The organism is Streptomyces sp. NPDC127129, from assembly GCF_042671585.1.
In the GTDB taxonomy this organism is placed as follows: Bacteria; Actinomycetota; Actinomycetes; order Streptomycetales; family Streptomycetaceae; genus Streptomyces.
Genome location: NZ_JBHXTV010000008.1, coordinates 190,669 through 208,357, shown reverse-complemented (window position 1 = coordinate 208,357; position 17,689 = coordinate 190,669). Strand labels below are relative to the sequence as shown.

Below are 17,689 nucleotides of genomic sequence, written 5' to 3'. Positions count from 1 at the left end.
AGGGCAGGCCTGGAACGGACGTTCAGCCGTCACGGATTGACGCGATCCGGGCCATGATCCTATTGTCCGCCGTGCGCGTGGTCGCTGAGTTCCGAAGTCTCGGTAAGTGAGGGTGGTCGTGGGCGTACTGCTCTCATACCTGTTGATCTTCGTCGTCGCATGCGCCTTGATGGCGCTGCAGCTCGCCGGCGCGTTCCTGATCTTTACGAGTTTGGCCCTGTCTGCCTGGCGCCTGACTTTCGCGCGCAAACGTCGAACCGACGGCCTCGCCCCCAAGGCGCTGCGAGCGGCACCCTTTGTGCTCGGCTTCATCGGCATCTGCTTGCTGGTTCCCGCTTCGGTCGTGCTCTTCCTCGGAAGGGATTCGGGAATTTTCGAGGCCTGGGCGATATAGCCAGAAACGGTTGCGGGTGCGGGGATCGCCGGCCGGTCGAGGCTGGCACGGTCGGCTGCGGGCGCGGGGAGGGCTGGGTTCTGTCCGGCGGATCACGGGTGCATGGGCTTCGAAGATGCACAGCACGCTGACAGAGCCAGGGGGCGTCCAGCATCGGAACACCGCCCTGGCTGGCAGGCACGCGGCGATCATTCGGCCGAGTAGGCACCGGTGAGGTAGTCGAGCTCGGGGTCAGGCGGCCCGCATTGCAGGATCGCGTCCACCTTCGGCCACAGCGAGACGGGTACGGCGTAGCAGAGGAGCATCCAGGGGTCGTCCGCATCGGGCTCGATCACCTCCCGCAGTTGCAGGATCTGCTCGCGACTGATGGGGAACTCGCTCCGCAAGAACTCGTCCGCCTTGCTGAACCCCTCCAAAACCCAAACCGCTACCGGTGCTTCTGTGGTCATTCGCCTGATCCTACTGCCGGGCTCGCGCACGCTTTTCCGTCGGCGAACGACGTTGCACGAGAGGGAAACCGAGACGGACCGCAGAGCCCCGAACGCTGAGGCGGTGTCTGCGTCCCATGCCATCATCCCCAGGTGCTGAAGATCCCCGGATACGTAGACGGACCTCTGATCGAGGGCTCCGCCTACCTGAATGACCCCTTGTTCTGGCCCGTGCACCTCGGCGCCTCCTTGCGGGGCGAGGACGCGCAGCGAGCCGCGTTCGGCGCCGACTGGGACGCGGCCATGAACCTGTGCCACGTGCTGTCCGCCGAGCGCGAGTGGCCGGTGTTCAACGTGCCCCTGAGCTCCGGACACACGATCCACGTCATCTACCGCAACATCGAAGGAGAGCGCGGGGTGGACTTCCTGCTGCATCACCCGACGTGGCCGGCCGTGGAGACCATCGCTGTGGATGACGGTCATTTCATGGGGCCGGGCCTGAGTTGGCCGGAACTACTGTCCGCAGCCCGGCAGCCGGCAACAGGGGGAATGGACGACGCCGACGCCCGTCTCCTGCTGCTGTTCCCGACACTCGGCGACGCGCGAATTCCCGACGACGCAGCCGTAGCCCTCACCGCCGCGCTCACCGCTCTCACTGTGATCGATGAGCCCGCCGAAGTGGCGAGCGCGCTCCTCGAGAACCAGGGCCAATGGGCTCCTGCCCACTGGAGGAAGACGGACGACGTCTGGATCAACGACGGAGCCCACTCCTACCGAAACCCCTCCAACACCTTCGCCCTTCCACAAGATCGCCTTCTGGAGATCAGCAACGCGTTGAACGGCAACCCGGCGTAGACGGAGAGATGAGCGACCAGGCTTTCCGTCAGAGAAGCCGCGAAGGCCGAGGGTGAACGGCTTCCCGCCCACCGAGTCTCGCCCGACCTGTCCGAGCACCCGGACCACCCCCGCATCCTCGCCGTCTTCAACGAGGCCACCGGCCCCCTCCGGGCACGCGATGTCTGTGAAACCCCCGACCACGAACCGCGGCCGAAGAGCATCGAGGGCACCCGCGTCAGGCTGAAACGTCTGGTCAAGCTCGATGTCCTCACCGAGATCGACACCGGCAGCTTCACCAGGAAGCAGTAGCCGACAGAGGATCGTGGCGAGCAGCCCTGCCCCAGCCTCCACCCGGAAATGATCGTCAATCCTCGAACCGCCCTTTCTCGAGCTCGTGTCGCATATGAAAGAGACGTGGCACAGATGGTGAAGATGTGGCATTGACCGTGAAATGTGCAGACATATGGGTGGCCGGACGGCCCCCATAGGAAGGTGTGGTGGCTGAGGTGGCGAAAGCTTCGACGGGCGAGCAGGCCAGCGAGAGTGGCGACAATTCCGTCGAGGTCGGGGGCTACCAGCAGGAGCTGAAACGGACGCTCGGCTCCTTTCAGGTGTTCGCGATCTCGTTCGCGTTCATCTCGGTGGCCGTCGGCATCTTCGCGACGTACGACGATGTGCTGCTGAACGCGGGGCCGGTCGGGATCTGGCTCTGGATCATCGCGGCGGTGGGGCAGGTGCTGGTGGCTCTGGTCGTCGCGCAGCTTGCGGCCCGCATCCCGCTCAGCGGCTCCTCCTACCAGTGGGCCTCGCGGCTGGCCAACCCGAAGGTCGGCTGGGGCTTTGGATGGCTGACTTTCTGTTACCTGGCCATCGCCGTGGTGGCGGTCGACAACGCGCTCGCGAGCCAGGCATTCATGCCGCTCGTCGGCCTCGAGCCGGACGAGAACACGGCGCGCCTGATCACGGTCGTGGTGCTGTTCGTCCAGGCCGTGCTCGCAGTGGCCTCGACTCGCCTCGTCAGCCTGATCAACTCGGCTGCGGTGGGGCTCGAACTGGCGCTCGTCGTGGTGGTGGCGATCGCTCTCGCCATCGCTGTGGCGATCACGGACAACGGCGCCGCAGGTAACCTCGTCTCGCGCGGTGTCGCCGAGAACGCCCCCGACTATTTCGCCGTCGGCGGCGGATTGATGATCGCGATGATCATGGGGCTCGCCACCCTCGTCGGCTTCGACTCCGCGGCGAACCTGGCCGAGGAGGCCAAGGATCCCCAGCGCAGCGTCCCGCGCGCGATCGTGGGATCGGTCGTGGCGGCCGGACTGTTGGGAATGCTGTTCCTGATCACGCTCACCATCGCGATCGACGACATCCCCCGGATCACCGCCAACGGCTCACCTGTCGCGGCGATCATGCGCGATCAGCTCGGGCCGGTGATGGAGAGGGCACTACTGGTCGCGATCACGTTCGCGTTCTTCGGCGCCGGGATGGTGGTGATGGTCGCATGCTCGCGGATCGTTTTCGCGATGGCACGCGACTCACGCTTCCCTGCCCACCGGCTGATGCGGCGGGTCGATCCGCGCACGCAGACGCCGATCCCGGCGACGATTCTGATCTTCGCCCTGGGGGTCATCCTGATGGTCGCCCTGCCGGGCGCCGCACTGCTGGAGCTGATCACGGCGTCAACGATCCTCCCGGCGATCATCTACGGCTCGACGATCGTCCTCTATTTGGCGGTGCGTAAACGACTGGATCGCAGGCCGGGGGCGTTCGACCTCGGGCGCTTCGAACTGCCGGTCGCGATCTGCGCGCTGGTGTGGACGCTCGTCGCGCTGTTCGTGCTGGTGGCACCCCGGGAGGCGCTCGTTTCCGTCGTGATCGTGGTCGGCCTGCTCGTCGCGGGCGGGCTGTTCTTCCTCCTTATGCTGAAATTCGACCGCGAGGCGCTGGAGACCGAGCCCGGAGACGTGAGCGCCTTCGAGCATTGATCTGAAGGCGGCCGCCGAAGTTCGACCAGCCCGACTGCCACCAAGGCTCAGAAGCACCGCGTTTCCGACTGTTCTGGGCGTCATGAGGGGCGGCTCTCGCTGTCAGACCGCCGGGCGGCGCTTGTAGTCGCGGGCCAGGCGCCGGTGCAGTATCAGGATCCCGTCGGCGGGCCTTCTCGCGGACCCAGCCGAAGCCGCCTGCACCCACACCATCGGGCCACGGCAGAATCACTCATAGACTCACGAACCGCCGTCTCAGATCGTCCGTGGCCTCACGGCTCGCCGGCGGCGCCACCGCCCAGCGCACCAAACGCCTCCCCCAGCCCTCCGCTCACACGGAGGAGCTTCGCACCGAGTGTGCGCCAGACAGCCTTAGCCGCCCAGCGCACGCGCGTTGGCCTGGCTCCATCCACTGCAGGACAGCTCAGCGAGGCCTACGCCGACGCCACCGGCCGACCGCCAGCACTCCAGCGGTAGATCGTGATCTTGTGCCTTGCGGCGGCGAAGATTGAGCGAGTACCTCCCGACAACGGGGAGCCCCCTGACCACCACCGCCCGCCCAGCTGCACATCACCTCGGCTGGTCCGTCTGGCGATGACGCCATCAAGCCCGGTCCCGGGCCTGCCACTACCTACGGCAGGTCCGCCCATCAACAGTGAAAGACCATGATCTACAGCTGGAGTGCGAGCCAAATGGACCACTCCTCCGCCGCCCTGAACTGGGTGATTCATTACGTACGCGTGGTGTTACGGATGTGCGCGTGTAGTTGAAAGGAGTGCCGAATCCCCGTACAGGGGGACCCTTTCACCCGCGATCCGCACGGAATGCCCCAGATTTCGTCACAATTATTCGACTTGCTTGACATTGCGCAGCTAACGCGAGAAGGCTTGATCTTGATCGATGCGACAGTCCGGCTCGCTCTGCCGCAAAGCGAGACACTCCGGAGGCTGAGTCCTAATGACCAGTATGAAAATGAAGAGGGTCGGCGCAGCAATAGCCACAGCGGCCGCAGCATTCGCACTCGGGGTCGGCGGAGCAAACGTGGCACAAGCCAAGATCACGCCTGCCGACGTTTCCTGTACCAACAACGGCGGCCAGCAGCCGGGCGGCCAGCAGCCCAGCTGCACCGGTGGCGGTCTGACGCAGGACACTGAGAACCAGAACCCCGCAGGCCACGCCCCTCGCGGACACAACTGACACCCGACCAAACTCACCAGCAGGGCTGAGCCCCCTGGCCGCAGAATTCGCAGGCAGGGGGCTCACGTGCGCCTGGGGCGACTTCTCACCAGAGGGCCGGCTCGCCCTCACCAGGACCGTCGGCACTTCCGCATCGCTCCAGACTCGAGCTCCGCGGCCTGGCCACTACCGCACGGGATCCGCGCGGCCAGGTTGCGGCACAGAGCGCCCAGGCCGAGAACGGGCGACCGGTGGCATCAGGCATCACCCGCAGCAAAGCACAGGTCACACCGGCAAGTGGCGCAGCACTCGATGGCGGGGTCCATCGAGCGTCTCGCCACCTTCCCGCCGGTTCCAGTGAAGAGCGCCGCCACGGCTAAGTGCCAACGGCGGAGAGCTGCGGAACCATCGATCACCGAGCGCAAGAGCTTCGCCGCCCCCCACAGGAACGGTTTGGGCCACACTTGAACATGCCGGAAACTCGGTGAACTACACCCTGCGCACCGTCGGCGAATTCGACGTTGAAACCGTCTCTTGCCTCTATGACGCCCTGCGCGAGATACCTCAGAAACGCTCGGGCCGCACGATTATCGACGTCTCCCAGGTCGGCTTTGGCGACTCATCCTTCCTTGAGGCACTCATCCGTACCCACTCCCAGAAGCGCACCCTGATCCTCGCAGGCCCTTTGCCGTCCGAGCTCCGGCGCCTGTTCCAGCTCATGGGTGCTCTGCTCATGTTCCGTATAGAGCCGCACGCAGTCTCATATGGATGCACGAGCACAGGAATGAGGCAGCTCGCCCCCGAGAACCTTAGGAATGCTCCCGTGCGTGCTCCTCCCCTGCTCGATCGAGCAGGGGAGGAGCACCTTCTATTCGTCGAGCCATGGGCCCCGAGTGATCTGTTTGTGAAGTCGCTCATCCAGGTGCGCTGAGCATGTTCCATCTGGTTTCTAAATTATCGCGACTCAAGCGACTCAGTGCGGGCCAGAAGGGGGAGCTGCGAGATTCCTGTCGTGACTCAGCGAGTCTCAGATCGCGACTCAGGTGGAGATCGATGAAGAGACCATCACCCCGGGGCGGTGGTGGTCTCTTCCCCACGTCGCAGCGGGCGGTCCAGAGGCGGGCCTGGGCACCTGCGCCTCCCGCGGCCCACACAGCTAGGCAGCGGGGCTCCCCAGGCGCGTTCCGTCAGTTCGCCCCAGACGCCCAGCGCGACTGTCCGCGGATCGACGGCCGCCAAGAAGACCACGGCGAAGAAGACCGCGTCGTCCCGCCGTCGGAGGTCCGCCTGACGGGTCAAGTCAGCCTAGGAAGGTCTTGGGATGCTCAGCGTTCTCGGGGTCCAGAACTCACTCGAACAGCCGCCCGTCGGCAACGGCGGGAACGGATGCCTGTTCGGCGGTCACACGTGGCAGCTTCGCGGGCGCAGGGTCCCCAGGTGTGTAGTAGCTGAGGTTGAGGCTGGCGCCGGGGGCTGTGACGGGTTCGGCGAGGCAGGTCGTGAGTCGGCCGGGTCCGTGAACGGCGTGGCGGATGGGGAGTTCGGAGCCGTCGAAGAAGGGCACGGGGGCTGCAGCATGCCGGCGGTAGAGCGGTCCGGTCACGGGGTCGTTGAGAACGTCGTACGCGAGACGACCGAGCGCCGGATTCTCCGGGCGTAGCTCCACGCTGTGTTTCAGGTGGGGCATCATGGCCGGCACCCAGTGGGTCTCCCAGTGCATCAGGACGGCGGTGCGGGCCTCGGGGTCAAGGAGCATCCAGCGCATGACGTTGGCGGGGGCCTGTCCGCGAGGGAAGAGGCGTCGGAAGTCCTCGTTGTGAACGATGAGGTTCCATTCTGCGTCGTTGACGTACGCCAACGCACCGTGAATGTGATCGATGATCCGCTGCCACGCTTCGGCTATGGACGTCCCCGAGCTGCTGTGCAGGGCATGGGGCGGGTTCTCCTTGCGGGTGACCAGCCACAGGAACGCCCACTCCTGCTCGTCCAGCAGCAGCGTCCTCGCGACTGCGGCGAGGAGATCAGAACCGGGGTTGGCGAGTTGGCCGTTCTCGAACCGGTTGTACGTGCCAGGGGTACGCGTGAGCAGCACGTCCATCTGCTCCTGACTCAGGCCGGCGGCGCGTCGACCGGGACCAGGTCCTCGCTTGGGGAACCCCATGGCCACCGGGTCGATCGCGGCTCGCCGCGCCTGCAGGATCTCCTTGAGGCGGCCTCGGTCACTGGCCGACAGCTTCATCCGGAACCTTTCACTCGGGCTGAGCCCGGGCAGCAGCCAGGGCGCCCAATTATCTGCACTCACAGACCCTGGAAAGGGTGATCACACAGCACAAGACTCACCTCCGGAGCCACCCGCTGCCCATGCCGGGGGTGCTGGGGGTGTCGGTGGCCAGTCAGGGAGGAAGCAGTGAAGCTGAAGGGCAAGTTGGCATCGATGGCACTCACCGGCGGTCTGGCGATGACCGGTCTGGCGGCGACGGCGCCGTCCGCGGCCGCGGACACTCCCTGCCCTTCGGGGAAGCTGTGTCTCTACAAGAGCACCCTGTACAGGGAACTGACGTTTACCACAAGCAGCACCGCTGTCTGCTACGACCTGGATCCCTTCGGGATGGGCAGCCTCACCAACGGAGTCAATTCCTATCGGAACAACCTTCCAGTGAAGGCAACGATCTACACGCGCACCTCCGCCACGTGGTGGAACCCGGACGACTATGTCGTGCAATACACCATCAACCCTGGGAGCTTCTCCAGCAATACCTACGGTGCGGGCGAGGAGACGGCACTTTGGGTCTGCACGGGCTACGCAAAGCCGTGGGACAAGTCTTGGAATAAGAGCTCGTAGTGCAGGCGCGCCCGACTGGGCCCGCCCTCACAACGGCGAGCGCCCCGGCCGCGTGATTCCGCTCCCTTGTTCCTGGCGTCCTTGAGCGCCCTGACATACACGAGAGAAGCTCATGCAGATCAAGCGCATAGGCGCGACCATCACTGCCGCACTCGCCCTCGTGGCAGGCGGCGCCCTCGTCAACGCGGCGCCCGCTGCCGCTGTCGGCGGATGCCCCTCCGGCAAGCTCTGCCTCTACCGCAGCACCGAATACCGCACGATGTCCTTTGAGGCCGCCAGCACGAGCGCGTGCTTCGACCTCGACGACTACGGCCTGACATACCCCTCCAACGGCATCAACTCCTACGTCAACAACCTCCCTGTCAAGGCGACGCTCTACCACTCCGAGCCGACCGGCTGGTTCGCGATGTCGACAATCAGGTCCGGCGGCTTCAGCAGCAATACCGGAGCGCTCACGAGCGACGGCCACTGGTACCGGTACTCGGAGAAGATCTGTACGGGCTCGGCCACTCCGTAAGGTCCGTCTGCCATGAATCGGTTACCGGGTACTACGGCGTGACGAGACCTCCGTTGTGCGGTGAAGCGACTTTGTGCCGTGGTCTCGTCGCTGAGCGGTCCCAATTCAGAATCGTTCTGTGCCGGGCACCGCTCACTCGGAAGTGCGCCACACAGGCTCGAGTAGCTCGTAGTCGAACGCCTCTGCCACGAGCAAGAACCCCGACGCCTATGGGCTGTCCCGTAGGCGATCTTCGAGCCCGGCTCAGAGCCGGACACACCGAATCGTCCAAGTAGTGCCCCGTGCGGGGGAGCCCTGTTGATCGCGCCGACGGCTGACGGACAGCGACGACTCGGAGTCCCTCGAAGATCATTTTCGGGCGGCCTGGTACTGGACAACTCGCCCAGCCTGGGCCGACACGGCATCCGTGGCCCGGCTGGGCGAGGCCTGGTCGCGTCATGGGCTGTCGAAGCGGTGGCGGGCGGACTCGATGTCGGTGAGGTAGCGGTGGGTCCAGTCGCACATGCCGTCGACGGTCGCGCGCAGCTCCCGGCCTGGCTCGGTGAGGGCGTACTCGACGCGTGGCGGCACTGTGGGATGCACGGTCCGGTCGACCAGGCCGTAGCGCTTCAGCAGGCAGGGGGCTTCTTGGTGGGTCAGGGTTACTTCTTGCCCTGGGTCTCACCAACCGCGTTGCTGAGCTGGGAAGTTACACGCATGCATTGCTCTGACCTGCGGTCAAGCAGTTGCTGTTGGTGAGTGTTGGTGGGCCCCGGGAACCGTTTGACGGCCCAGAGAGGGCCCAGAGAGCGGGTCTGTAGGCGGCCCGTTGATCATTCAGTTGGCATGAACGGGGAAAACATGAGCATGCGTGACGTGCGGGCCGCGACCCGAGTCGTGGGTCGCCGAACCGCTGTGCGTTACCTGGCCATCGGCGTCGGAGCCTCGCTGCTCGCCGCCTGCACAGGCAATGGCAACGGCGAGGCGAAGGGCGGGAGCGGTCCCGACGGCGGGAGCGGCGGAGCCGGCGGCGGGCAGCCGACCCCGACGGCGACGGTGGCCGATCGGGCTCTCGCCGCATTCGTGCGCGGCAAGTGGTCGATCACTTCGGAGATCGGCAACGAGTCCCCCTTCACCTACACCGCGGTCATCACCGACGGCTTCTGGACCCTGGAGTACGGCGAGGGCCAGACGTCGACGGGGTCCTGGGACATGTCCGGCGGCCGCCTGTCCGTGCAGGTGCCGGAGAACCTGGGCAGCGGCGGCGAGGGCGGCGACACGGAGGAGGCCGCGGCCCTAAACGTGCCCGCCACCATCGGCGACTCCCTCTCCCTAAGCCTGCCCTGGCAGCCGCCCGGCGCCTCCGGCACCGGCGGCGGCGAGATGCTCAGCGTGGACTACTCGGCCAAGAGCGGCACCCTGCGCATCCGGCACATGGAGGGCGGCGGCATGAGCACGCACACCTGCACCCGGGTCTGAACCGGGGGACCCAATACGGGCCGTGTGAAGGCTGGGTGAAACCAGCCTTCACCGGCCCGCGGTCGGACGCCGTTCGGCAGCCGTCAGGCGGTCTCCCGGCGTCGGGGAAGTGCAGCCAGGGGTGGCTGTCCTCGTAGAAGGAGGACCCGACGCCGACGTCGCTCACTGGGCGGCCTCCTCGTCGGCCCGGTCGGCCTGACCACAGCGGGCGAGGAACTGCGCTGTGCCGGGCGCTGCCGTGGTCGGTCGAGCCGCTCCCCGGCTGGGCCGGCACCAAGCACCCCCACACCGACGAGATCACCGGCGGCCGCGAGCCGTCACCCGGCTACACCGCAGAGGAAGCGGCCGAGGAGGAGCGCCTGTGGGCGCTGGTCCGCGAACTGGCGATCGAGGTCTCCACCCACCCGTACTGGGCCACGCCGGAGAAGGGCCCCGGCCGGGTGGACGCACGGACGCAGCTCAAGCACCACCCGAAGGCGCAGCCGGACGCCGCCGGCCCCTCCCAGGCCGTGTGACCCACCATGGGTGCGATGAACATGCCGATAGCCGACCGGCTGGAGAAGCAGCGAATCGTGCTGTCGTGGTTGGAGTACCAGGTGCACACGACGCGGGAGACGATCCGGCGCCTGGAGAAGGAGCAGGTCGAGGAGGAGCGGCGCTGGGAGGTCGCACACCGCGAGATGCGGTGGAAGCTCCAGCCTGCCCGCGCCGTCGAGGGCCGGCCCATGCTGCACCGGGGAAACTGCGGCCAGTACAACCGCGGCGGCGGGCTTCTGGATCGTGATGAGGTCAAGGTCGCGGTGCAGCGGTTCCCCGGGCTGGAGTGGTGCGACATCTGCAAGCCATGGGGCAGCCTCGGCATTGACCGGCCCGACCGCCGGCCGTACGGACCGGACGTCGGCCAAAGGGGATGCCCTGTAGAACCCGCCCTAGGGTGCTTCTTTCAGATCTTCGTCCCGAAGGTCCCGGGCGGGCGATACAACGCGCGCCGTAGTGCCGTGTCACCAACGTTTGTCTGGTCACGGGAGATTGCTCTGTCGACTGGTGAGAGAGTGCGGCCATGGAGATTGCCAACCGCACGCTGACGGTGGACGTGATCGCGGCACTGAGGTACTGGCCCGGCGTCATCTGGGGAGGTCAGAAGAACCCTCCGGACCCGGTGGATGTCACTGTTCTGCCCCCCTTCTTCAACGAAGTACTGCAGGATCTTCCCTGGTGGAACCGCGACTGGAAAGTCATCCATATCGAGCCGGGTCTTCCCGTGGAGATCGGTAGTGATCATCACGGTCACCCTTCAGAGTTCATTGAGGTGTCAGTGCCGGGCACGGTCGGTTCCGGCGGTGATGAAAGGCTGCCCTTCGTCGCGAAGGTCGGGTTTGCGGGTGACCGGCTGATCCGATTTCAAGCAAAGATCGGCGACGTGGTCCTCGGTCCTGCCGTTGCCCCTGCTGGGCGGCTGGAGCCACATCCGTTCGCAACGGTGCTCACCAGGTTGATGAACCTGCGCGGGATTCCGGTCAAGGCGATGGCAAGGGAAACCGCACGATCGATGTCCACCATCCACATGCTTCGCAACGGAAGTCTCAACCCGGACCCGTCTCTCACCCAGGAGATCGCCAAGGTTCTGGACATGTGCGAAGCGGACGTCAGAGTCATCGCTGGACTCGAAGACGGCAGTACCCAGTAGCTGACAGGCTGCGCCATCACGATGCGGCACTAGCGCGGTAAGCGTTTCCCTACTTGGCCGCAATGTGCTGTGCGCCGTCGAGGGCGATGGCAGCTTGTCATTTCGCATGGCCAGGAAGGTCTTCCCGGCGGGACGGGAAGACCTCGACTGCTCTATGGACGCACCAATACTGCGGTGGCATCGTCGTGTGGCTTGCTGCGTGGCCAACGAGTCAAGGGGGTGTCACTCAGATCCAATTCACGTACCCGGCTGATCAACGACTCCGGTCCCCGGTGTTCCAGGTAGTCGAGGCACTCCGCCCAGTCGGCCGCTGCAAAGGTGGACGTCAGCCGCGCCGCACCGTCTGTCAGCAGGGCGGCCTTGACCACGTCGCCTCTGTGGCAAGAGCCATGTAGAGCCGCGTCGGCGGCCTGCGGATCCGCGGCTGCCACCCAGTAGCCACCTGGGCGATTCCGGAGCGCTCGCTCCTCCTGGACGAGGCGAGCGTGGAGCTGGCGACGCTCAGCAGAACCCGAAGGTGCTGCTTTCATGGCGGACCGCTCCGCTCGGGCCACCGCCGCAAGGCGACGATCCGAGATCGCTTCAACCGAGCGTCCGCGATCGAGCAAGAGGGTGCAGTCGCCCAACACCAGCCATTCCACGGCGTCTCCGCGCACTCGGAGCATCGCGAGTGTTGCCGACGGCGAGAGCGGATCGTCGACGGCGCAGGTGTCCCGGTGTAGTTCTGCAGTGTGCGCAATCGTCGAGGCGAGGGCATCCGGGAGAGTCGCAACCTGGTCTCCCGGGGCCGCGCGGCAGGCGTCGTGACCTTCTGCGCGACCCAGAAGCCCGGCTCCGACGTCGTCGACACCTCGCTGCGCGACCTGCTCTCCATCCGGTGGGCACTGCGCTGCACCACCCCCGAGGCGTCAGACACGATCCTCGGCAAGGGCGCCGCCGCCTCCGGCTACTCCGCGAAGACCATCCAGTCCGAGATCCGGGGCGCCGGCCACCTCTGGGCCGAGGGCACCAACCCGGTCATGGTCCGCGCCGACTACTACACCGACGAGCAGGTCAACACGCTCCTGGAGCGCGCGACCAAGTGGCGCCGGAAGGCCGGGACCCTGCCCGCGGGCCCGCTCACGCTCGCCGAGCAACTCCGCGCCCAGGACGACGAGGACGCGAGGAGCCTCGCCAACGTCCTGGACATCTTCACCGCCCACGCCACCGACACCGGCCCCGCCCAGTGGCTGCCCGGCCAGCTCCTGGTCGACGAACTCAAGGCCGCCAGCCACCCGGTCACCGCCGAGAAGCTCGGCGCCCTGATCCAACGGACCGACGACGACAAGGTCAAGCGCCCCTGGGGCCCGAACAAGTCCCGGCTTGCGGGCTACCCGCTCGCCCGCGTCGAGGCCACCACGACCGACCTCTTCGGCCTGACCGCCTGACCAACAAAGGAGAACGCGATGTTCCAGGCAGGCGACAAGGTCCTCATCACTTCCTGCGAGGACGACCCCCGCGCGGTCGGCAAGACCGGCACCGTCATCGACCAGGTCCCGCCCGGCCCCCTCACCCAGGGCCGGTGGACCGGGCACGGCATCGGCCTCTTCATCGGCCCCGTCCTGTGCCACACCCACGAGCTGTCCAAGCGCTGACTGCCTGATCCAACCCGGACAACACCCGGACACCCGACCGGATATGCCTCGACTTGACCGGGGGCCGGGCGAGCCCGGACCCGGACGCGAAAGCCGAGTCCCGGACGCACCGCCTCCAGGTCGGCCCCGGTTCCGTCCGAGTCGCCCAACTCTCCGACCTGCGACAACGCGCGCCCGTCCGGGCTGTGTCCAGGTCTCCGCCTTAGGTCAAAACAGCACATAAGGAGTCAGGCACCGTGACCAGCGCCCCCTGCCGGGAGGAGCTCATCAGCAGGAACGTGGTCAAGCTCGTACCGGCCCGGCGTATGCAGCAGAGGGAGCTGAAGCCCTGGGACCTGGAGCAGACGACGACCTTCCTGGAGGCAGCACGGGGGGACGCTCTGTACGCGGCGTTCGTTCTGGCCGTGGCGCTCGGGCTTCGCCGAGGAGAGGTGCTAGGTCTGCGCTGGTCGGACATCGATCTGGAGCGTCGCACCCTCACCGTGCGGAACCAGATCCAACGGGTGCAGAACGAGCTGTACGCGGACTCCACGAAGAACCGCCGGAGCCGCGTCATCCCCCTCCCCCTCATGTGCGTGCCCCCGCTGTGCTGGCAGGGTCTCCGGCAAGCCGCACAGCAGGACGCGGCGGGGCACGACTGGCAGGACACTGACTACGTCTTCACAACGCGTACCGGTCGCACGGTCGAGCCGATGAACCTCAGCCGCTCGTTCCAGCGCATCACGGAGGCGGCCGAGCTCCCCCGAATCCGGCTGCACGACGCCCGGCACGGGTGCACAACGCTCCTGTTCGCCGCTGGCGTGCCGGCGCGGGTCGTGATGGAGATCCTGAGGCACTCGCAGATCGCCGTCACGATGAACATCTACACCCACGTCTCCGACGAGCGCCGAAGGGAGGCGATGGGGCACATGGACCGGCTGCTCCGCCGGCGCCGTCCTGAGTGAGACTGCCGTCAGCCTCTACACGTCAAAGGCCCCCGCGGCGAGACGCTGCGGGGGCCTTTGTGCTGGTGGGCGCGGACGGTTTCGAACCGCCGACATCTGCTTTGTAAGCCTGGCACCGGCAGCCGAGCCATCACCGCAGCTCATCCCGCTCGGGCGCTGCCAGGTTGCCACAGGCTGTAGACACTGTGGCGTTCCTCAATTGACCGTGGCTGACCGCCCGATCTGGCACGTATCTGGCACGCGTGCTCAGAGCTCAACCCGCTCGCTCACAACGTCGTCAGCAGGCTCCCCATAGCGCAGCACAACGTGCGCCGGCCGAAACGGAAGCGCACGCAAGCCAGGCTCCATCACCCGGTACAAGGCGTCTGCATCAGGCCCGTACGCGAAGATCACAACCTCGCCCCCACCGAACTCGTTGCCATCAACCTCGCCAACACCAGCAGCGGCGACCGCGGCACCCATGGACCGCTCTGCTTCAAGCACCTGTGACCACTGGTCAGATTCGCCAAGGCCGTCGCCGCCCAACTGGAAGCGAGCGATCACGGCGTGCTCCGGAGGTGGCTCCGGCAAGTCGAAGAGTGCGTCCTGCATGGCAGCACCCTGCCACCGAGCACTGACAGTCGGCCTCTGCCCGGGGCACCCGAGCGTTCGGCGCTCGATCGACAACCGCTTTGTAAGTTCGCCGGGTGCACCGTCAGACCTGTCCGAGCGATGGGCGACGATGCCACTAAAGGTTGTTGAGCCCCGGCAACGTCAGCCGTCGTTGATGTCAGCTGCGGTGTCAGGCCGCAGTTCATTCAAGCGCCTCAGAGGTGTTGCTTGGCCACGCTGACGAGTCGACTGATGTCGTCACGGGTGCGTTGCCTGAGATTGTCGAGGGCTGTTCTGCTGTCCGCCTTAGGCAGCGCTGTGATGTCTGCAAGCACGTCCTCTGCGGTCTGACTCACACTCTCGTCAACCGTGAGCATCTGCGCTCGGAACAGGGCCTCTTGGGCATTGGAGCGCAGGTCATAGGCACGGATACGCACCGTGTCGGCGTCCTCCGGTGGTGGCGATTCGTGCTCGCAGAACCAGAGGTGAACCAGGCAGCGGCGGTAGTTGACCAGGGCACCGGCGTAGGCGGAATAGGCATCGAGTCTTTCCTGCCGCAGCTTCTCGCGGCGTGTGAACTGGTGACTCCTGTTGGTGGTGCGCTGCTGAAACGCCAGAGTGATCCCCGAACCAAGCAGGGTTCCCAGAACGGCTATGGCGCTCGCGATGATGGTCTGCATGCCCCAAGCTGATCACGTTTGGTGACCCCGGTGGGCCGCAATCTCAACTCCTCTGCCAGTTCAGAGATGCTGCGTCGGCACGCCATCCATGGGGGCAGCACCTTCCGATTGCGGGCAAGACGTCTTGGCTGATCATGCGGCTTGCATCTTGGCGAGTGGCGGTGCAGGGAATGCCACCCGCTCGTCAAATGATCTGGGTGCTGTTCAGCGGTTGATAGGGATCTCGTAGACGATCTCGCACAGCGCGGCAGGGACGACGATGTCAGCAGTCTCTACGGGCCGTCCCTGGTCGCTGTAGTAGGTCCGCCGCATGTGTGTGACGAGCGCGGCTTTCTGGATCCCGAGCAGTGACGCCTCCTCAGCGGTGGCTTGCCGCGGCTCGGGCTGCTCGACGGCATGGCTGACCGTGACGCCGATCGCGGCCATCCGGTTCACCACGCCGGCCCCCGCGTGCGGTCCGCCCTCGGGGAGGACGACGAGGGTCCCGCCGGTAAGGTCGTACGGCTCCCAGCTCGTCGACAACTGCACCGGCCGTCCATCGGCGAGGAACTCGTACACGCCGACCTTCGCGGACGTGGTCCTGAGTGAGATCACCACACCCCAGATCCGCCGCTGGCGTGCCGGCCTCTTGGAGTCGGGTGTCGATGAGCCGACGGTCGCCAAGGCTTACCAGATCCTCCGCGCCATCATGAACACCGCGGTCGATGACGAGCTGGTGCAGCGCAACCCCTGCCGCATCAAGGGTGCCGGAGCGGCCAAGACAGCCGAGCGGCCGTTCCTCGACGTCACCAAGGTCTTCCAGCTCGCCGAAGCCGTGCCCGCGCGCTTCCGGGTGTTCATCCTGCTGGCGGCCTTCACCGGCCTCCGCTTCGGCGAGCTCGCCGCGCTTCAGCGCCATGACATCGACCTCGAACGGCGAACCGTCGCCGTACGGCGTTCTCTGGCCGAGACTCGGACGGACGGCATCCTGGTCAAGACGCCCAAGAGCGCAGCCGGTGTACGCACCGTCGCCTTCCCAGCCTCCCTGGCGGAGAGCCTTGCCACTCATCTCGCCGTCTACGCCGAGACTGGTCGGACCGGGCTGGTCTTCACCGGAGCCCGCGGCGGGCAGCTGCGCCGGAACAACTTCCACCGTCTGTGGCTGCCGGCCCTCAGGAAGACCGGTCTCGGAGACGTCCACTTCCACGATCTGCGCCACACCGGGAACACCCTCGCCGCGACCGGCGGCGCCACGACGCGTGAGCTGATGCAGCGGATGGGGCACTCGTCGGTGCGGGCCGCGCTGATCTATCAGCACCTGGTGAACGGTCGCGACCACGCGATCGCCGCCCACGTCGACGAGCAGATCAGGAAGGTCCGGCCGGCGGAATCCGGCGAGGCATCTGGCACGTAACTGGCACGACGCCTCTCCCCCGCCCTCTCGGCTGAGCAACGAACAAGGCCCAGGTTCCCGGTTCAGTACCGGTGACCTGGGCCTTTGTCGTGCTACCTACTGGTGGGCGCGGACGGTTTCGAACCGCCGACATCTGCTTTGTAAGAGCAGCGCTCTACCCCTGAGCTACGCACCCGTGGAGTGAGGCAACAGCGTACATGGACCATGGGTGGGTCCCGCAAACCGGTGGTTGCGGGGGATAGCCCCACCATCCGTGGGTGGGTCGCCGGATCGTGCGGGTGGGGGCGGGGTCCGTAGCGTGTGGGGTCAGTCAGCGTGTCACCTGGGGGTTTGGTCGTCATGGTCGGTCGTCTTCGTGTTCGTGCTCTCCTCGTTTCCGGTGCGGTCCTCCTCGGGGTCGCCGGGTGTGGGAGTGCCGAGGTGGAGGGGGCTCCCGTCGAGAAGAAGACCTTCGCCTTCTCCGGGGACTCGCTCGTCGTCGATGCCGAGAACTCCGAGCTGGAGATCGTTCCCGCCGACATCGAGGACGTGCGCGTCAGCCGGCAGGTCGACGGGTGGGTGTTCATGGGGAGCGGGCCCGAGGCCGTGTGGGGGCTTCGGGACGGGCGGCTCACTCTGCGGGTCGAGTGCGACGCCGTCGCCAGCAACTGCGGCTCCCTCCACCGCGTCCAGGTGCCGCGCGGTGTCGCCGTCACCGTGGAGGACGACAACGGGCAGGTGACCGCCGACGGGTTCGACACCGACCTCAGGATCCGGTCCGACAACGGCGCCGTCATCGTCCGGGGCTCCTCCGGGGCCCTCGATCTGACCAGCAACAACGGGGAGGTCGTCGTCGAGGGCGGCACCCGGTCCGAGCGGGTCGTCGCCCGGTCCGACAACGGGGCCGTGCGCATCGCGCTGAGCGCCGTCCCCCGGCATGTGGAGGCCGTCAGCAACAACGGGGAGGTCGACATCGCCCTGCCCGACGCCACCTACGACGTCGACGGGCGCAGCGACAACGGCGACGTCCGGATCGACGTGCCCACGCAGAAGGGCAGCGCCCACGTCGTGGCCGCCCGCAGCGACAACGGGGAAGTCGTCGTCCGCACCGCGAACTGACAGGCCCGTGTGTTCGTCCTTACCTGGT

General features: G+C 66.4%; 18 protein-coding genes, 1 tRNA gene and 2 pseudogenes. 14 read left to right on the top strand and 7 right to left on the bottom strand.

Annotation, left to right across the window (positions count from 1 at the left end):
* Window positions 1–118: 118 nt before the first annotated feature.
* Window positions 119–394, top strand: coding sequence for a hypothetical protein (locus ACFVGW_RS17665; RefSeq protein WP_385852608.1), 276 nt, complete (start codon window positions 119–121; stop codon window positions 392–394).
* A 188-nt stretch (window positions 395–582) separates the two neighbouring features.
* On the opposite strand, the gene ACFVGW_RS17660 is transcribed toward ACFVGW_RS17665, so the two are convergent.
* Entirely contained in the window at window positions 583–843 is a 261-nt protein-coding gene (locus tag ACFVGW_RS17660; protein WP_383227263.1) for a hypothetical protein, read from the bottom strand.
* Window positions 844–975: 132 nt separating this feature from the next.
* Here ACFVGW_RS17660 and ACFVGW_RS17655 point away from each other — a divergent pair, with 132 nt between their 5' ends.
* The 3 genes from ACFVGW_RS17655 (at window position 976) to ACFVGW_RS17645 (ending at window position 5,748) form a co-directional block, all read left to right on the top strand.
* The gene (locus ACFVGW_RS17655) at window positions 976–1,677 is read left to right on the top strand and encodes a hypothetical protein (RefSeq protein ID WP_385852607.1); all 702 of its coding nucleotides are present in this window, start codon (window positions 976–978) and stop codon (window positions 1,675–1,677) included.
* Between the two features lie 479 nt (window positions 1,678–2,156).
* Window positions 2,157–3,641 (top strand): APC family permease, encoded by a 1,485-nt coding sequence (locus ACFVGW_RS17650; protein ID WP_385852606.1) that lies wholly within the window; start codon window positions 2,157–2,159, stop codon window positions 3,639–3,641.
* A 1,660-nt stretch (window positions 3,642–5,301) separates the two neighbouring features.
* Window positions 5,302–5,748, top strand: coding sequence for an STAS domain-containing protein (locus ACFVGW_RS17645; protein WP_385852605.1), 447 nt, complete (start codon window positions 5,302–5,304; stop codon window positions 5,746–5,748).
* Between the two features lie 417 nt (window positions 5,749–6,165).
* Here ACFVGW_RS17645 and ACFVGW_RS17640 read toward each other — a convergent pair whose 3' ends face one another.
* The gene (locus ACFVGW_RS17640; protein ID WP_385852604.1) at window positions 6,166–7,056 is read right to left on the bottom strand and encodes a helix-turn-helix domain-containing protein; all 891 of its coding nucleotides are present in this window, start codon (window positions 7,054–7,056) and stop codon (window positions 6,166–6,168) included.
* Window positions 7,057–7,224: 168 nt separating this feature from the next.
* On the opposite strand from ACFVGW_RS17640, the gene ACFVGW_RS17635 reads away from it, so the two are divergent.
* Both ACFVGW_RS17635 and ACFVGW_RS17630 read left to right on the top strand, forming a co-directional pair.
* Window positions 7,225–7,659, top strand: a complete 435-nt coding sequence (locus ACFVGW_RS17635) for a peptidase inhibitor family I36 protein (RefSeq protein ID WP_385852603.1) — start codon at window positions 7,225–7,227, stop codon at window positions 7,657–7,659.
* Window positions 7,660–7,771: 112 nt separating this feature from the next.
* Window positions 7,772–8,176 (top strand): peptidase inhibitor family I36 protein, encoded by a 405-nt coding sequence (locus ACFVGW_RS17630; protein WP_385852602.1) that lies wholly within the window; start codon window positions 7,772–7,774, stop codon window positions 8,174–8,176.
* A 435-nt stretch (window positions 8,177–8,611) separates the two neighbouring features.
* On the opposite strand, the pseudogene ACFVGW_RS17625 reads toward ACFVGW_RS17630, so the two are convergent.
* Window positions 8,612–8,791 (bottom strand): annotated as a pseudogene (locus tag ACFVGW_RS17625) (winged helix-turn-helix transcriptional regulator); the annotation flags it as partial.
* 225 nt (window positions 8,792–9,016) lie between these two features.
* Between ACFVGW_RS17625 and ACFVGW_RS17620 the strand changes: the two are divergent.
* The 6 genes from ACFVGW_RS17620 (at window position 9,017) to ACFVGW_RS17595 (ending at window position 13,899) form a co-directional block, all read left to right on the top strand.
* Window positions 9,017–9,634 carry a hypothetical protein gene (locus ACFVGW_RS17620; protein WP_385852601.1) on the top strand — a complete coding sequence of 206 codons (618 nt, stop codon included), beginning with the start codon at window positions 9,017–9,019 and terminating at the stop codon, window positions 9,632–9,634.
* 530 nt (window positions 9,635–10,164) lie between these two features.
* On the top strand, window positions 10,165–10,719 hold the full coding sequence (locus ACFVGW_RS17615; RefSeq protein ID WP_385852600.1) for a DUF6233 domain-containing protein: 555 nt from the start codon (window positions 10,165–10,167) through the stop codon (window positions 10,717–10,719).
* A complete protein-coding gene (locus tag ACFVGW_RS17610; protein ID WP_385852599.1) occupies window positions 10,695–11,321 on the top strand; it encodes an XRE family transcriptional regulator in 627 nt (208 codons plus the stop codon). Before ACFVGW_RS17615 ends, ACFVGW_RS17610 begins: the two co-directional genes overlap by 25 nt.
* 731 nt (window positions 11,322–12,052) lie before the next feature.
* Complete coding sequence (locus tag ACFVGW_RS17605) at window positions 12,053–12,748, top strand: hypothetical protein (RefSeq protein WP_385852598.1); 696 nt, start codon at window positions 12,053–12,055, stop codon at window positions 12,746–12,748.
* An 18-nt stretch (window positions 12,749–12,766) separates the two neighbouring features.
* Window positions 12,767–12,955 carry a hypothetical protein gene (locus tag ACFVGW_RS17600; RefSeq protein ID WP_385852597.1) on the top strand — a complete coding sequence of 63 codons (189 nt, stop codon included), beginning with the start codon at window positions 12,767–12,769 and terminating at the stop codon, window positions 12,953–12,955.
* 236 nt (window positions 12,956–13,191) lie between these two features.
* Window positions 13,192–13,899 (top strand): tyrosine-type recombinase/integrase, encoded by a 708-nt coding sequence (locus tag ACFVGW_RS17595; RefSeq protein ID WP_385852596.1) that lies wholly within the window; start codon window positions 13,192–13,194, stop codon window positions 13,897–13,899.
* 246 nt (window positions 13,900–14,145) lie between these two features.
* Here the strand turns inward: ACFVGW_RS17595 and ACFVGW_RS17590 are convergent, their stop codons facing one another.
* From ACFVGW_RS17590 to ACFVGW_RS17580, 3 genes and pseudogenes are all read right to left on the bottom strand, one after another.
* Window positions 14,146–14,490 carry a hypothetical protein gene (locus ACFVGW_RS17590; RefSeq protein ID WP_385852595.1) on the bottom strand — a complete coding sequence of 115 codons (345 nt, stop codon included), beginning with the start codon at window positions 14,488–14,490 and terminating at the stop codon, window positions 14,146–14,148.
* Window positions 14,491–14,705: 215 nt separating this feature from the next.
* Window positions 14,706–15,170, bottom strand: a complete 465-nt coding sequence (locus ACFVGW_RS17585; RefSeq protein WP_385852594.1) for a hypothetical protein — start codon at window positions 15,168–15,170, stop codon at window positions 14,706–14,708.
* A gap of 204 nt (window positions 15,171–15,374) precedes the next feature.
* Window positions 15,375–15,725 (bottom strand): annotated as a pseudogene (locus ACFVGW_RS17580) (UTRA domain-containing protein); the annotation flags it as partial.
* Window positions 15,726–15,744: 19 nt separating this feature from the next.
* On the opposite strand from ACFVGW_RS17580, the gene ACFVGW_RS17575 reads away from it, so the two are divergent.
* On the top strand, window positions 15,745–16,563 hold the full coding sequence (locus ACFVGW_RS17575) for a tyrosine-type recombinase/integrase (protein WP_385852593.1): 819 nt from the start codon (window positions 15,745–15,747) through the stop codon (window positions 16,561–16,563).
* A 100-nt stretch (window positions 16,564–16,663) separates the two neighbouring features.
* Here the strand turns inward: ACFVGW_RS17575 and ACFVGW_RS17570 are convergent.
* A tRNA-Val gene (locus tag ACFVGW_RS17570) sits at window positions 16,664–16,738 on the bottom strand.
* 245 nt (window positions 16,739–16,983) lie between these two features.
* On the opposite strand from ACFVGW_RS17570, the gene ACFVGW_RS17565 reads away from it, so the two are divergent.
* Window positions 16,984–17,661 carry a DUF4097 family beta strand repeat-containing protein gene (locus tag ACFVGW_RS17565; protein WP_383227254.1) on the top strand — a complete coding sequence of 226 codons (678 nt, stop codon included), beginning with the start codon at window positions 16,984–16,986 and terminating at the stop codon, window positions 17,659–17,661.
* Window positions 17,662–17,689: the final 28 nt, after the last annotated feature.